The organism is Vibrio sp. SCSIO 43140 (assembly GCF_023716585.1).
GTDB classification, from domain to species: domain Bacteria; phylum Pseudomonadota; class Gammaproteobacteria; order Enterobacterales; family Vibrionaceae; genus Vibrio; species Vibrio maritimus_B.
On sequence record NZ_CP071850.1, the window covers coordinates 2,868,133 to 2,884,080 of the forward strand.

The 15,948-nt window shown below is 46.0% G+C and carries 12 protein-coding genes; 5 read left to right on the plus strand and 7 right to left on the minus strand.

Features of this window, described 5'->3' with window-relative positions; genetic code table 11:
• Positions 1 to 87: 87 nt before the first annotated feature.
• Positions 88 to 798 carry a bifunctional 2-polyprenyl-6-hydroxyphenol methylase/3-demethylubiquinol 3-O-methyltransferase UbiG gene (ubiG, locus tag J4N45_RS13745; protein ID WP_128648901.1) on the minus strand — a complete coding sequence of 237 codons (711 nt, stop codon included), beginning with the start codon at positions 796 to 798 and terminating at the stop codon, positions 88 to 90.
• A 325-nt stretch (positions 799 to 1,123) separates the two neighbouring features.
• On the opposite strand from ubiG, the gene gyrA reads away from it, so the two are divergent.
• Positions 1,124 to 3,757 (plus strand): DNA topoisomerase (ATP-hydrolyzing) subunit A, encoded by a 2,634-nt coding sequence (gene gyrA / locus J4N45_RS13750; protein WP_252011932.1) that lies wholly within the window; start codon positions 1,124 to 1,126, stop codon positions 3,755 to 3,757.
• A gap of 273 nt (positions 3,758 to 4,030) precedes the next feature.
• On the opposite strand, the gene J4N45_RS13755 is transcribed toward gyrA, so the two are convergent.
• The 3 genes from J4N45_RS13755 to J4N45_RS13765 form a co-directional block, all read right to left on the minus strand.
• Complete coding sequence (locus J4N45_RS13755; RefSeq protein ID WP_252011934.1) at positions 4,031 to 5,815, minus strand: ABC transporter ATP-binding protein; 1,785 nt, start codon at positions 5,813 to 5,815, stop codon at positions 4,031 to 4,033.
• On the minus strand, positions 5,809 to 7,572 hold the full coding sequence (locus J4N45_RS13760; RefSeq protein ID WP_252011936.1) for an ABC transporter ATP-binding protein: 1,764 nt from the start codon (positions 7,570 to 7,572) through the stop codon (positions 5,809 to 5,811). The genes J4N45_RS13755 and J4N45_RS13760 overlap by 7 nt, the downstream gene beginning before the upstream one ends.
• Positions 7,573 to 7,708: 136 nt before the next feature.
• The gene (locus tag J4N45_RS13765; protein ID WP_252011938.1) at positions 7,709 to 8,335 is read right to left on the minus strand and encodes a DsbA family protein; all 627 of its coding nucleotides are present in this window, start codon (positions 8,333 to 8,335) and stop codon (positions 7,709 to 7,711) included.
• Between the two features lie 146 nt (positions 8,336 to 8,481).
• Between J4N45_RS13765 and J4N45_RS13770 the strand changes: the two genes are divergently transcribed.
• Positions 8,482 to 9,117, plus strand: coding sequence for an SDR family oxidoreductase (locus J4N45_RS13770; RefSeq protein WP_252011940.1), 636 nt, complete (start codon positions 8,482 to 8,484; stop codon positions 9,115 to 9,117).
• A gap of 78 nt (positions 9,118 to 9,195) precedes the next feature.
• Here J4N45_RS13770 and J4N45_RS13775 read toward each other — a convergent pair whose 3' ends face one another.
• The 3 genes from J4N45_RS13775 to cls all read right to left on the minus strand — a co-directional run bounded on the left by J4N45_RS13775 (position 9,196) and on the right by cls (position 12,369).
• Positions 9,196 to 9,510: a DUF6693 family protein gene (locus J4N45_RS13775; protein WP_234495694.1), complete on the minus strand. Its 315-nt coding sequence runs from the start codon at positions 9,508 to 9,510 to the stop codon at positions 9,196 to 9,198.
• A 54-nt stretch (positions 9,511 to 9,564) separates the two neighbouring features.
• The gene (locus J4N45_RS13780) at positions 9,565 to 10,770 is read right to left on the minus strand and encodes a cystathionine beta-lyase (protein WP_252011942.1); all 1,206 of its coding nucleotides are present in this window, start codon (positions 10,768 to 10,770) and stop codon (positions 9,565 to 9,567) included.
• A 144-nt stretch (positions 10,771 to 10,914) separates the two neighbouring features.
• Positions 10,915 to 12,369, minus strand: coding sequence for a cardiolipin synthase (cls, locus tag J4N45_RS13785; RefSeq protein ID WP_252011945.1), 1,455 nt, complete (start codon positions 12,367 to 12,369; stop codon positions 10,915 to 10,917).
• 472 nt (positions 12,370 to 12,841) lie between these two features.
• Between cls and J4N45_RS13790 the strand changes: the two genes are divergently transcribed.
• The 3 genes from J4N45_RS13790 to J4N45_RS13800 all read left to right on the plus strand — a co-directional run bounded on the left by J4N45_RS13790 (position 12,842) and on the right by J4N45_RS13800 (position 15,927).
• Positions 12,842 to 14,185, plus strand: a complete 1,344-nt coding sequence (locus J4N45_RS13790) for a sodium-dependent transporter (protein ID WP_252011946.1) — start codon at positions 12,842 to 12,844, stop codon at positions 14,183 to 14,185.
• 105 nt (positions 14,186 to 14,290) lie between these two features.
• Positions 14,291 to 14,977, plus strand: a complete 687-nt coding sequence (locus J4N45_RS13795) for a TIGR01621 family pseudouridine synthase (protein ID WP_252011949.1) — start codon at positions 14,291 to 14,293, stop codon at positions 14,975 to 14,977.
• Between the two features lie 17 nt (positions 14,978 to 14,994).
• Positions 14,995 to 15,927 (plus strand): class I SAM-dependent methyltransferase, encoded by a 933-nt coding sequence (locus J4N45_RS13800; RefSeq protein ID WP_252014696.1) that lies wholly within the window; start codon positions 14,995 to 14,997, stop codon positions 15,925 to 15,927.
• The last annotated feature ends 21 nt before the right edge of the window (positions 15,928 to 15,948 follow it).

Sequence of the window (15,948 nt, forward strand, 5' to 3'; positions counted from 1 at the left end):
GTGTGTGACAGTTAACGTGAGTTGTAGCACCAATTTGGCGTGTTTGCGTGGCGAACCAGATTGGTGCTTTCACTATATCTTGTGTTTCTACAGCGCTTTTTCGGTAAACACGATGTAGTTAACATCTACGCGCTTGCCAAGCTTGTAGGTGTCGGTCAGTGGATTGTAGGAAAGGCCAGTAATGCCTCTCTCAATCAAATCCGTCGCATCAATCATCTTAATAAGCTCAGATGGCTTGATAAACTTATCGTGAGTGTGTGTCCCTTCAGGCACAATCTTAAGCAGTTTTTCTGCACCAACAATCGCGAACAGGTAGGACTGCAGATTGCGGTTCAGGGTAGAAAAGAAGACTTGGCCGCCCGGTTTAACCAGTTTGGCACAAGATGCGATGACCGATGCCGGGTCCGGAACGTGTTCTAGCATCTCCATACAGGTCACGACATCGTATTTACCTGCATTGTCTGCCGCGTGCTCTTCGACCGTGCTTTGAACGTAATCGAGTTTGGTGCCAGTCTCTAGTGCATGTAAGCGTGCCACTTCCAATGGCTCTTTACCCATATCGAGACCCGTTACGTTAGCGCCTTGTTTCGCCATGCTTTCGGCTAAAATGCCGCCGCCACAGCCAACGTCAAGAACCGTTTTGCCAAACAAACCGTTCGCATTATCTAGCACATAGTTAAGACGAAGTGGGTTGATTTGGTGTAGGGGTTTGAACTCGCCCTCGAGATCCCACCAACGACTTGCCATCTCTTCAAATTTTTTGATTTCGTCTAAATCGACGTTCTGTTGCTTGTCCATATTTGCCAATTCTTTGTTCCGACTTGTCTTCGTTCGACATTGGGCAGGAGTATACCGCAATTTAGAACGCGAAAACGCCTTCAGTGATCATTAATGGTGCATTTGTAACTTTTATCCTAGTTTCGTTCAATTGGTTGGGTGTTTTTTCGCCGCTTTTCAGAGTCATAGATTCAAAATGTGCAAATTGTGGACGTTTGAATCACAACCAAGGTCACAACATCATAAAAGGGCAGGGAAAGTGATGCCGAACCCACTATTCTTGTGTTATATTTTGTCACCTTATACGTATCAATATACGATCAAAATATAGAGGGATATTGGCTCTATGAGCGATCTAGCTAAAGAGATCACGCCCGTAAACATTGAAGATGAGCTGAGAGGCTCATATCTCGACTACGCGATGTCAGTCATCGTGGGTCGTGCTCTTCCAGATGTGCGTGATGGCCTAAAACCAGTACACCGCCGCGTTCTGTTCGCGATGAATGTACTAGGTAATGATTGGAATAAACCATATAAAAAGTCTGCCCGTGTTGTCGGCGACGTAATCGGTAAATATCACCCACACGGTGATAGTGCTGTATACGACACTATCGTTCGTATGGCTCAACCGTTCTCGCTTCGCTACATGTTGGTAGATGGTCAAGGTAACTTCGGTTCCATTGATGGCGATTCAGCGGCGGCAATGCGTTATACCGAAGTCCGCATGGCTAAAATCGCTCATGAGCTGTTAGCAGACCTAGACAAAGAAACCGTTGACTATGTTCCTAACTATGACGGAACAGAGCAAATTCCAGCGGTTCTGCCGACTAAGATTCCAAACCTACTAGTAAACGGTGCTTCTGGTATCGCGGTAGGTATGGCGACCAACATTCCACCGCATAACTTAAATGAAGTTATCGATGGCTGTTTGGCATACATCAAGAACGAAGACATCACGATTGATGAGCTCATGGATTACATCCCGGGCCCAGATTTCCCGACAGCGGCACTGATCAGTGGTCGTAAAGGCATCATCGATGCTTACAAGACGGGTCGTGGTAAAGTCTACATGCGTTCTAAAGCCGAGATCGAAGAAGACAAGAATGGCAAAGAAACCATCATTGTTACCGAGATCCCTTATCAGGTGAACAAAGCTCGCCTAATCGAAAAGATTGCAGAGCTTGTTAAAGATAAGAAAGTAGAAGGCATTAGCGCACTACGTGATGAGTCTGATAAAGACGGTATGCGCATTGTTATCGAATGTAAGCGTGACGCAGTCGGTGAAGTGGTTCTAAACAACCTGTACTCACAGACTCAGCTACAAACCACATTCGGTATCAACATGGTTGCCCTAAACAATGGTCAGCCACAGCTGTTCAACCTTAAGGACATGCTGAAGTGCTTCGTTGATCACCGCCGTGAGGTTGTGACTCGTCGTACTATCTTCGAACTTCGTAAAGCAAGAGACCGTGCTCATATCCTTGAAGCGCTATCTCTGGCACTGGCGAACATCGATGAAGTTATCGAACTTATTAAAAACGCACCAACGCCTGCTGAAGCTAAAGTTGGTCTAGTTTCTCGTGGTTGGGAACTAGGTAGCGTAGCATCAATGCTAGAGCGTGCGGGTACTGACGCGGCTCGCCCAGATTGGCTAGAAGACCAATACGGTATCCGTGACGGTCTGTACTACCTAACTGAGCAACAAGCTCAAGCGATTCTAGAACTTCGCCTACACCGTCTAACCGGTCTAGAGCATGAGAAGATCCTAGATGAGTACAAAGCACTTCTAGAAGAGATTGCAGAATTAATGCACATCCTTGCAAGCACAGAGCGCTTGATGGAAGTGATCACCGAAGAGCTAGAAGAAGTTCAAGCGACTTACGGTGACGAGCGTCGCAGTGAAATTACTGCTGCCGTTCATGACATTGATATGGAAGAGCTGATCGCTCGTGAAGACGTAGTAGTCACTCTGTCTCACGAAGGTTACGTGAAGTATCAATACCTAAGCGATTACGAAGCTCAGCGTCGTGGTGGTAAAGGTAAGAGTGCGACTAAGATGAAGGATGAGGATTACATCGAGCGTCTGCTTGTTGCTAACACTCACGACAACATCTTGTGCTTCTCTACTCGCGGTAAGACTTACCGTCTGAAAGTATATCAATTGCCACAAGCGAGCCGTACAGCTCGTGGTAAGCCTATCGTTAACATTCTTCCACTAGAAGAAGGTGAGCGTATCACGGCTATCCTGCCAGTGTCTGAGTTCAGCGCTGACAAGTACATCTTCATGGCGACTGGCGACGGTACAGTGAAGAAGACGTCACTAGATCAGTTCTCTAACGTACGTGCGAACGGCCTAATCGCTGTGAACCTACGTGATGATGACTCGCTAATTGGTGTGGATATCACCAATGGCGACAGCGACGTGATGCTTTTCTCGAAGCAGGGTAAAGTGGTTCGCTTTAGCGAAGACAAAGTCCGTGCAATGGGTCGTACTGCGGCTGGTGTTCGCGGTATGAAGCTGGCTGACGATGACCAAGTTGTGTCTCTGATTGTTCCTTCAAACGAAGGCGACATCCTAACTGTGACGCAAAACGGCTACGGTAAGCGTACTGAGCTTGAAGAGTACCCAACCAAGGGTCGTGCAACGCAAGGTGTGGTTTCAATCAAGGTCTCTGAGCGAAACGGTCCTGTAGTTGGCGCTGTTCAAGTTGAAGAAGGCGACGAAATGATGATGATCACCGATGCAGGTACGCTAGTACGTACTCGCGTTGCAGAGGTGAGCCAAGTCGGTCGTAACACTCAAGGTGTCACGCTAATCCGTACCGCTTCTGATGAGTCTGTAGTGGGTCTACAACGCATCGATGAAGTGGAAGAGCTAGCGGAAGTTGAAGGTGAAGAGGGTACAGAAGGCACAGTCGCTGATGCTACTGCAACTGATACTCCTGAAGCACCTGCAGCGGATGACGCTTCTGAAGAGTAATTTGATACTCGAATGATAGAAAACCTGCCAAATGGCAGGTTTTTTTGTGTTTCAAGAAGGGTGCCAGATTATTAGTTTGATTTTAAACCCTCATACCCCGTCATCTCCTTGAAAAAGGAGATCTCATCTAGCGTGTGATGCGCTAAAAAACAACATTCCACTTACAGCAATTGATTACCATCACTCACTCACTCGCTTCAGAAGATCCTCGATGTCTCGAGGATGACGACAATTTTTGGTTTGTTTGTGGAGCGATAAAATGAAAGATGGGCTCTAGCTCGCTGCTTTTTGCTCTCCTTTCGTCTGTTCAATCGAATCATTCAAAAGTCCCGCGTACAAGCCATTCTGTGCTACCAACTCACGATGGTTACCCCTTTCGACGACTTCCCCTTTATCGAGCACCAAAATAAGGTCGGAGTGTCGGACGGTACTTAATCTGTGCGCGATAGCAATGACGGTTTTCTCTTGGTAAAGCCGGCTCATCGCCTTTTGAATGAGGTCTTCGGTGATTGAGTCAACGGAGCTGGTGGCTTCATCAAGCATCATAATTTGCCCGCCTTGTGCGATGGCACGAGCAAACGAGATAAGCTGAGTTTGCCCAACAGACAGGTTGGCGCCATTTTTGTCGAGCTTAAAGTCATAATCTCTTGGAAGCTGTTCTATAAATCGGTCTGCGTAAACATAGCGCGCGGCTTCGACGACTTCTTCTCGGCCTACACCTTCTTTACCTAGCGCGATGTTGAAGTGAATGCTCTGCTCAAAGAGATGAACGTCTTGCATCATCATTGAGAAAAGGTGCGCGCAGTCATCGGCTGCAATTTGTGAAAGCTCGATACCGTTGAGCAAGATGCTGCCTTCGTAGTGCCGATATGTCTTGGTAATCAGTCGCATAATTGTCGACTTACCAGAGCCAGTGGAGCCAACTAGCGCGACTTGATGACCTTTGTTAAGAGTAAATGAAACATCCTTCAGCACGTAAGGTGCGTCTTTCTTGTAGCGAAAGCTCACGTTACGAAACTCCAAACTTTTAAACACCTTAAGCTCTGGCTCAACTTGTTGTTTAGCGAGTAACTGATGACCTTCCTCTTCCAGAGGTTCGACGAATAGCTCTTCAATATGGTCGAACGCGGCAAATGAGCTCTGAATCGACGCAATCTGAGAGGTAAAATCGCGTATTGGCACGAATACTTTCTCAAGCGTATTGATGAAGGCAATGAGCACACCGAGCGTTAAAGAGGCTTCCAGCACCTGACCAGAACCAAACCAAATCATCAGCGCGATGGTGATAGAGGTGACGCCGGAGATAAAGGCAAACAGAATAGCGTCGTATTTATTGACCTTCATTTGAGCCGCCAAAAACTCATCCGTGTAGCTTTTGTATCTCGCTTCTACTTCCTCTTCCGCTCGGTAGAACTGCACGGTTTTTACGCCCAGTAGCACCTCTTGTAAGTAACCAATGCCTCTCGCGAGTGCCGAGCGTGTAATCTGATGCATTTGGCGAAGTTTATTACGGACAAAGACAGTCAAGTAAATGACCGGTGGCATGACCACAAGTACCACCATGGTCAACTTCCAATCGATAAACAGCATCATGATGAGTAGTGCGATGGTGTTTAACGAGTCTCGTACTAACCCAACAACGGATTGCACAAACGAATCACCGATCGTTTCGAGATCGCTTGTTAAACGTGACAAGGTAATACCGATAGGCGTGTTATCGAAATAACTGCGTGGAAGTCTAAGCACGCGAGACACCAATACCGAGCGCATATCCGTGATGGTGTGCTGGCCAGTTTTTCTTAGGTTATAAGCATAAGTCGTATCGACGATATAACTGATGATAAGGACGATAACCAAATAGAAGATATGTTGTAGTAACCCATCCATGTTGCCTTGCGATAGGTAGACATCGATGACTTGGATGATTAACCACGGAAACAGCAAGCTGGTAGCAATAGAAAGAGGCAGCATAGCGATGCCTATAATTGCAGTTCGCTTGTACTTTTTCGCAAACTGGAAGAAGTGCTTGAGGTATTTTACATCCATACCTTTTAACATGAGCCCACCTCCGCTTCAGTTTGTTGCAGCTGCCAGGTCTCTTTGTAGTATGGTGACGTTTCTAACAGTGTTTGATGATCACCCTTGGCAATCACTTTACCTTCATTAAGGACGATAATTTCGTCCATATATTCGAGCGCATTGACTCTGTGAGAAACAACCAGTACTGATTGATTCTTTAGTCTTTCAAATAGTCCTTCAAGAATCTTGCGTTCGGTATCGTAATCAACGGCAGATAGCACGTTATCCATGATGATCAAATCGCAAGGTTCTAACAGCGCCCTGGCGATGCTTAAACGCTGTTTCTGGCCTCCTGAAAGCATGACGCCTTTCTCACCAACGACCGTTTGATCACCTTGTTCAAAGCGTTCAATGTCATTGGCGAGTTGGCTAAGCGCCAAAACTGCTTTGACATCCTTCTCATCAATATCTGAATTGGCACTACCAAATCGAACGTTTTCCTCGATAGTGGCAGAAAACAGATACGGGTCTTGAGTGATGGTTTTGACATAACGCCTTAAGTCACCTCGAGAAAATGCCGTTATATCTTCATTACCAAGAAAAACACTGTTACTGGGCACGTCGAGGTGGTGATTTAGGCAGTTAACTAGCGTAGTTTTGCCTGCGCCAATGCTGCCCAATATGCCAACCTTTTTGCCAGGTAGAATATCAAAGCTGATGTTATCCAAAGTAAGCTTTTCGTCACCCGGGTAGCGATAACTTAGATTTCGAACGGATAAAGTCTGCCCTTTAAGTGATTCGATTTTTGAAGAGGGTAATGTTTGAGTGTCAATCTCCGGGATGTCTGCATTGAGGATGGTTTGCACACTTGTGATACCAACCATACCGCGTTGATAAATGGTTGCGATTCTGCCAAGCGCCATTAACGGCATCGACAGCAGCACTGAGTAGGTCAAAAAGGCCGTGATCTCACCCAAGGTTAGCTCTTGCTGCATCAGCATGTATCCGCCAAGGCCAAGTATGAGGATCTTCATGACGTTATTGGCGTAATCGAGTACCGGCATGTAGAAGACCTGAATCCGTGTGAGCTTCATCTGACAGTTAAGTAGCTTTTTGTTGAGCTGGTCAGTTTCCGCTTGCACCCATGCGGACATTTGCTGGCTTTTGATCAAATCGATCGCTGACAGGTAGCTCATCAACTGGGCAGAATATTTTTGTAGACGACGCATATGCTCCATATGCAGATCTTTCATTCGCGTAAAACCAATGCGAAAAATCACGAAGGCAATCGCGATAGGAATGACGGAATAAAGCGTTAGCTCAGGCGAAATACGCCACATCCAAAGTGGTGTCATCGACAGCGCAAGCATAGTATTGAAGAGCTGCAAAAAACCCACCCCAAACATGAGTCGAATGCCCATCAAGTCATTGTTTACTATGGATATAAGACGACCGGAAGCGAACTTGCTATGAAATTGATTGGGCAAGCGATTGAGTCTATTCAGAAGAATGTTTTTTAGTTCTGCCTCGGTAATTCGTCCAGGATTCAGCCCATAGATACGTGAGAGGATGCGCGTGATGATCATAGCAATCGCCATTACGACGACAATTGAAACGTAGTACTGCAACTGGCTATGGCTCTCAGCGCTGATGTCATCGAGAAGGTCGATAGCCAATTGTATGTAGCGTGGGATCTCAACCTGAAGCCAGTTGACGAGAAAAATGAAGACAATCGCGAGTAAGTAAGAGGTGCGATTCATACGCAAAAAATGCGCGACAAACTGGGTTTTGGTCATTAGACACTTTCTTATTGGGTGAAACAGTAGTTCAAGGAAACCGTTTAATAAATCGGTTTGTTTCCTGAATAAGTGTATACGGCAGCTTTATAAATAACAGTAAACCGTGAATATTTTAGCTACCAAGTAGAAACGTTTAACTAGTACGAGCTATTGAACGCACTTGAGAGAGGGTCACTTCAGGGCGCTGATAATCGACAGGTAACTCTATAACGGAGGTTCCTCTGACTAAAAACAGAGATGGGAAACTGTTTCCGCCGATATTGCGTGCAAAATTTATCTCTTGAAGTAGTGCTTCATGGGTCTCAGTAGCGGTGAGGTCCTGTTCGAACTTAACTTTATCAAGGCCAATGCTCTCGGCAAGCTGTATAAGTACCGGGTTGTCACTCGGGTTTCTAGCTTCAAGATAATAGGCTCTTTGTATCGCCGCGTACATTTCCAACTCTGCACCTTGAGCTCGAGCGGCGACTACTGCGCGACACGCAGGATAAGTGGAGCGTCTCGGTTCGTTCAGCGTCCAAAAATCATGGTTAAACTCGGTACCAAGATAAGACTCGATCTTGCGCCAATATTCAGCAATCTGGGCTCGCATGGGTACCGGCATGGGTTGGTTGGTATCTTCGGCTAGACCACCTAAGACATATTGGATCTCTATTTCATCACTGAGCGATGCTCGAATCGAATCCCAAACGGGTTTGTAGCCCCAACACCACGCACACATGGGGTCGTATACATAGTAGAGAGTAGGGGAGGTGGCATTCATATGATTTATCCTAATCGAGACATCCATGTTTTAATTCATAACTTTAGCATGGATGGCGTATTACCCAAAGGTACGTTCTTTGACGCAGATTATAGAATTTTCTTATTGATGATGTAAATTGTTCGCATTATCAAAGAGGGCGTTAAATGAAAGCAATTGTAATTTTTGGAGCGAGCAGCGGCTTAGGCCTTGCAGCGGTGCGCTATTTTTCAGACCAAGCTATTCCTGTCATCGGCGTGGCAAGAAACCCGGAAAAAGAACCAGATCTAAAGTCTTTGTGTCAGACTCTCATCACATGTGATGCGACCGATAAACAGTCTGTAGAAGAGGCGGTTGGACAGTTGCCAAAAGATGCCGTGGTACTATCAACTATGGGCAGTTTCCGCTCAGATAACCCTGTTGATTACATCGGACATCGCTACTTGGTGGATGCGCTAGAGCTTAATGGAATTCGTCGCTTCGTTCTCGTGACATCGCTCGGTTGTGGTGATTCGTGGCAATACCTTTCTGAAAGAGCAAAAGCGGGTTTTGGTGGCGCTGTGCGTGAGAAGTCATTGGCAGAGGCTTGGTTAACAAGCAGTACACTCGATTACACCATCTTACGACCTGGCGGATTAAAAGATGGGGACGTGACCGAACAGGGAGAGTTATCGCAACACGTTGAAATTCATGGTGCCATACACCGTAGCGAAGTCGCACGTCTTCTCCATCAGTTAATAACTAATGATGAAAGTATTGGTCAAATCTACCAATGCGTGGACCCTACAGTCAGTTACTACTAATAACAAAGGCAGGTATAAACCTGCCTTACTATCTATCACTTTAACATCAAGTGACGCGAGTATTACTCAATCTGCGTATTATTCAACGCGGGTATTATTCAAAGCATAGTTCCAGACGCGGTAGAAGTAGAAGATATAGCCAATACCCAGCGTCAAAATTGAAATCACGAACCAGAGCAGCACGTGTCCAAGATCACTGAATAGATCGATGTCGCAATCCATTTTTCTTTCTCGTCCCATGTCATCGATGACGTAGGTTCGATTAAGGATGAACTTTGAAAACGAATAAGGGAAAAAGAACAGCGCGATACCAAAGGTAATGAAGCTCAGTATCAACCAAATTAGTAGATGCCCTAGGATATCTAGGATAGCGACGTCTGCTCTAAGTCTCATGTATATGTCCTTATCTGATAAAAAATGGCTTTCATTTAGAAAGCCATTAAACGTTTATTGAGTAACGGTTTTTTCTTGTATAACCGAATTATAGCGCTCAAAACCCGCTTTCAAATCTTCAATCAAATCTTCGACACTCTCTAATCCAATATGAAGTCGTACGAGTGTGCCTTCAAAGTTCGGGTGAGCGACGGTTCGGAGAGAGTTAAAACTCTTTGGCTCGTTCGCTAAGATCAAGCTTTCGAATCCACCCCATGAGTAGCCCATGCTGAAGTGCTTCATCCCATCTAACAGGGCAGTCGTTGCTCGCGGGTAGCTGGTTTTTAGTACGAATGAGAATAGACCGTTGCCGCCAGTAAAGTCGCGGTGGAAATATTCGCTCCCCGGACAGGTTTCTAGGGCAGGGTGGCGAACATGATCGACTTCTGGTCGGGTAGCCAACCATTGTGCGACTTTTAGGCTGTTCTCGGCATGTTGACGGAGTCTCACATCAAGGGTGCGTATGCCACGAAGACCTAAATACGCGTCGTCAGGAGACACGCATTGTCCCATTAGATAGCTTTGTTCACGAAGTTGGTCCCAGTATTTCTCGTGAGTAACCGCAGTACCTAGCATCACATCTGAGTGACCAACAATATACTTAGTGGCTGCCTGAATCGAGATGTCTACTCCGTGCTCAAATGGCGAGAAGTTAACGCCCGCTCCCCAAGTGTTGTCGAGCATCACGATGATGTCGTGTTCGTGAGCGATTTTCGCCATTCCAGGAACATCTTGGATTTCCATCGTAATAGAGCCAGGAGATTCCAAAAATAGGATTTTCGTGTTGGGTTGGATTAGCTCTTTAATGCCTTCACCAATCAGCGGGTCATAATAGGTCGTTTCTACACCCATTTTCTTCATGATGCTGTCACAGAAATCACGAGTCGGTTCGTAACAAGTATCCACCATAAGAATATGATCACCAGTCTCTACAAATGAAAGAATGGCATTAGAAATCGCAGCCGTGCCGCAAGGGTATAGTGCACACCCCACACCGCCTTCAATCTCTGTCATTGCATCTTGGAAAGCAAAGTGTGTGTTGGTGCCGCGACGACCGTAAAACAGTGTCTTATTTGCTCGGTTGACGGTCGCGTGATGTTTTTCTGCTACGGTATCAAAGACGATAGTAGACGCGCGCTGTACTGGCGGGTTAACGACACCATTGGTCCATTTTTTATCGCGACCAGCGGTGACAAATTTGGTGGTTTTGCTTTCTGACATCAAGAATCCCTGTCTGGACCCAAGCACGAATGTGGTTGAGGCTATAATTTTATTGAGTAGATAACAGCAATAAACCATGAAGGCCAAAGAGTTGCAAGTCTTTGGCCTTCATTAACTAGGTCAGTGTTTCAATATACGCTATGGTCAGAGCAGAGGATTGAACAGATAGAATAGTCGTTCAAAGAAACGATGATAAATGCTGCGCTGTTTCCACACGTTGGAGTCTACGAGGTCGCTGCTCTCGATATAGTGACTTTGTAATTGGTGCATCTTGTGAGTGAACTCAGGATCTTCCACTGCGAGCGTCACCTCAAAGTTCAGCCATAGACTGCGCATATCCATATTCACGGTACCCACGAGGCAGAATAACTCGTCAATGACAACGGATTTGGTATGGAGTAAACCGCCATCAAACTCATGGATCTTAACCCCAGAGGCGAGTAGCTCAGAATAGAAGGCACGTGATGCCCATTTCACCATCACTGAGTCATTGTGCTTAGGAATAATCAGCTCAACATCTACGCCACGCTGTGCTGTGGTCTTGATGGTTTCCAAGAGGTCTGCACTTGGTACAAAATAAGGCGTTGTTATTCTTACTGACTTTTCCGCTTGGTGCATGGCAATGGTGAGCACTTGACCTATCAACTGGTTCGGCATACCAGGCCCAGACGGTACCACTTGAACGGGTTTTGAGTCCTCTGGAATACTAATTTGGCATTCTGGTTGAGCGGGTAGCTGTCTGTCACCGGTCTCTACTTCCCAGTCCCAACAGTGAATGGCAGATAGCACGTTGACTGTTGGCCCTTCTACTCGGACCATGATATCGATCCATTGCCCAACCCCTGAGTTTTGTTTGAAGTATGCGGGGTCTACCATATTCATAGAGCCTGTATAGGCAACGTCGTCATCAATAACGATGATTTTGCGGTGCTGTCTTAGATCCAACCTTCTTAGGAAGATACGCCAAGGAGAGACTTCGAGCCCTTCAACCAACTCAATACCCGCATCCCGCATCATGGTTGCCCAATGGCTTCGAAAGAATGTAGGGCTACCAGCGGAATCTAGCAACACCTTCACGTTTACACCACGCTTGGATGCTTGAATTAACGCTGATGCGACAGAGTCGGCAAGACCACCTGGATACCAAATGTAAAATACCATGCGAATGCTGTGTTTGGCGTTTTCTATATCTTCAATGACGGATAGGAGAATTTCTTGAGGCGTGGTCTGTAGCTGCAGTTCGTTACCACACAGCGCGGGGATCCCCATGCGTTTATTGCACAGGTTATCGATCTTTGAAATGTGGGTACCCATATTGTCGGGAACGTGGGCATTACAGTCGTTTAATTGGTGAAACCACTCCTCAAAAGGGTGGTACATGACCCGCGCTCTTTCAGCTCGTTTTCTACCGAGATTGAGCTCGCCAAACATGAAATAACAGATCACCCCGACGACAGGGATGATATAAATCACCATAAGCCAGGCAAGTGACACGCTAACGGCACGCCTTTTAAGCACGACTCGAAGTGTGACACCAGCTACCAGAACCCAGTATAAACCGATGCCCGCGAGCGTTAGAAAGTGATAGACCTTGTCCATTTAGCCTCAATAGAAAGACGATTTCGCAAATAATAATCTCAGAATCAAGTATTTGGAATAGTGAAGTGTCTGTCAAATACAAAGAGATACAGATGTGAGCGAAAGGCGCGACACTTAGGCAGACTGACACTAAGTTGAACGAGATTATAGCGACTAGAAGGCGTGAAATACCGAATAGAATAGGTTTACAATTGCTGATAAGTGCAGCAAATCATGGGTAAATTGAATGGAAAATAATCAGCCAAGAGTTTTGGGCTTCCAATTGTAAAGATAACCTGTTTTACTTGCCACCCGCTTGTGAAACTCTCCTTGTTTTTGGTGTGTAAATTCAAATATACACTTCTATTCTAGAGTCACATGACTTCGCACATGGAATAACGGTTCAACATTGAATGGCCGTTTGCGTTGATATTGGTATCAGGGAAAGCCATTTTCAACACAGCGTCGAACATCGACGTGCTGGTACAAAATAATGACAAGTTCCGATAGAGGACAATTTACTTCCCGCTTTGGCTTTATTATGGCTGCCGCTGGTAGTGCAGTGGGCTTAGGTAATGTTTGGGGTTTCCCAACTCAAACTGCCACAAATGGTGGTGCCGCTTTTCTTTTGGTCTATCTGTTAATGATGGGCTTACTTGCCTTTCCTATGTTGATTGCTGAGCTGACGATTGGTCGCTACGGTCAATCCAACCCGATTGCATCGTTACGTAAGATTTGGACTAAGAATAAATCGCTTGCCGCTACATTTGGTGTGATTGCCTTGCTTACCGCGTCAATGATACTGAGTTTTTACGCTATTCTAGCAGGTTGGTTGATCGGGTTTGGTGCAGCACCGATTGCTAAGTTTATCGGTCTAGATTCTGTCGCTGAATGGTTGGTGACCTTTAGTAACGGACGCAATGTGAGCTTAACGGTTATCTTTATGTTTATGACGGTGTTCGTCGTTAAGCGCGGGGTCTCAGATGGTATTGAGAAATGGTCATCTCGACTTATGCCTGTGCTGTTTGCGCTATTCATCCTTCTTATCGCTTATATCTTCACGCAAGATGGGGCGATGGATGGGCTTGAAATGTACTTAGTCCCTGACTGGAACCATGTTGATGCAAGTCTAGTCGTGAACGCCATGGGGCAAGCATTCTTCTCACTCTCTCTTGGTGTGGGCGCGATGATGGTGTACGGCTCTTATCTAAGTAAAGACATCAACATTCCTAAGACAGCCGGACAGGTCGCTATTATAGATACCGGTGTCGCTTTCATGGCTGGTTTGTTGATCCTACCTGCGATGTTTGTTGCTAAACAAAACGGGGTGCAAATCTTTAACGAGCTGGGCGAGCTTATCAGTTCGGGTAACTTGGTGTTTGTCGTACTACCTAGCTTATTTGACTCTATGGGGTTAGCGGGAGAGCTTATTGGTATCGCGTTCTTTGCTCTTATGGTGATTGCCGCTCTAACCTCATCTATCGCAATGCTCGAAGTCCCTGTTTCATGTCTACAAGAAGAAACCGCGATGTCACGTGATAAGGCGACGCTGATATTAGGCGGGACTATTCTCCTATGTAGCGTATTGATTGCGGCAAACTTTGATACCTTGTTTGACCTAGTAGCGACTGCGTCAACCGTTTACATGCAGCCTTTGCTTGGTGTGGTTTGGGCAATCTTTATCGGTTGGATTTGGAGTCGTAACTCTCTCCTGAACGAAATTAAGCAAGGTAATCCAGAAATTGAACAGTCTTGGTTCTGGAAGATATGGCCTTGGTATGTGAAGTTTGTTTGTCCAGCCGCGATTCTTATCGTATTTGCCTATCCATTCCTGTAACGCTTAACCTTATTTAGATGAACCAAAGTTTAAGCCAACCAAAAGCTGCCCTTGAGGCAGCTTTTGTGTATCATCCAGTCCACAATTTCTAATCTAGCGCTTTTCATGTTCGATATTCACTTTGAAAACGATGATTTCGTGGTCATCAATAAACATCCAGGGGTAAGCGTCCACAAAGACGATGGCGATACCATGCTGGTTCGAGATGTGGCGGGTCATCTTGGCGTTGAGTCACTGTATCTGGTTCACCGCCTAGACAAAATGACATCAGGTTTGCTGATTCTAGCGAAGCGATCAGACGTCGCCGCGGAGTTTGCTCGATTATTTAAAAACCGAGATATTGAAAAGTACTATTTAGCGATTGGTTGTAAAAAGCCCAAGAAAAAACAGGGTACGGTTTCTGGAGATATGGAGCGTTCGCGCCGCTCATCTTGGAAGTTGGTTGCGACGAAACAGAATCCAGCGATTACTCAGTTCTTCTCTCTAGCCGGTGAAAACGGTGAGCGAGCATTTTTGTGTAAGCCTTTAACAGGTAAAACCCACCAGATCCGAGTGGCATTGAAATCCGTCGGATCGGCTATCGTTGGCGACCCTATTTATGGGCAAAATGCTAACGAAGATAGAGGGTATCTGCACGCATATGCATTGAGGTTTTCACTCCTTGGTCACGATTATGAGTTTAAGTGTGACCCGCGAATGCCATCCCTAGGATGTAAATGGAACAGCGCAGCATTGAGCAGTGCATTAGAACAATGGTCTCAACCTTGGGAGTTAACATGGCCGAAGAAATAATCTCAGAAAGCCCAATGATGCAAGCCAGTCAGCTTGCGGTGTTTTTTCAACAAATTGAGACCAAGCTTGATCATAAGCCAACGGAAGTTTGCCGTCTGTTTCACGGGCGTGGTAAGTGCTGGCCAGGACTGGAGCAACTGACTTGTGATTGGGCAGCAAACCAGTTGCTGGTTAATTTGTTTAAGCCTGTAGATGACGCTTTTCTCAGCGCTCTAAAACAGGGGTTGGCCGAGCTCGCGCAATCTAACCGATGGGAACAAGCTGGTGGTAAAGCCATTGTTCTTCAGCATCGTTACAGTGACGGCGCTCCTTCAGAAGTGATTTGCGGTGAGTTGGATGCGAAACCTGTCGTGGAAGAACTGGGGTGCAAGTATCAACTTGATATTGGTCGTAACCAGAACTTCGGTTTGTTTTTAGATATGCGCAATGGACGTGAATGGGTGAAATCCAAGTCGCAAGACAAGCGGGTGCTTAACTTATTTGCGTATACCTGTGGTTTCTCTGTCGCTGCAATAGAAGGCGGCGCTGAGCATGTTGTCAATGTTGATATGGCACGAGCGTCTCTCAACAAAGGCCGCGACAACCATAGATTGAATGGTCACGATCTGGGCAGTGTTAGCTTTCTGGCCCACGACATCTTTAAGTCATGGGGTAAAATCAAGAAATATGGTCCTTACGACATTATCGTTATCGACCCGCCTTCATTCCAAAAGGGCAGTTTTGCATTGACCAAAGACTACAAGAAGATCTTACGACGCTTGGGTGACCTTATGGCCGAGGGTGGTGAAGTAATGGCGTGTGTTAACTCGCCGACGGTGACTCCAAACTTTCTTATCGAGAGTATGGCGGAAGAAGCTCCGCAGTTAACCTTTGTAGAGAGGTTAGATAACCCAGCAGAGTTTGCTGATATTGACCCAGAGGCAAGCTTGAAAGTTCTACTCTTTAAGTAATGACACGGCACTCATCGAGTG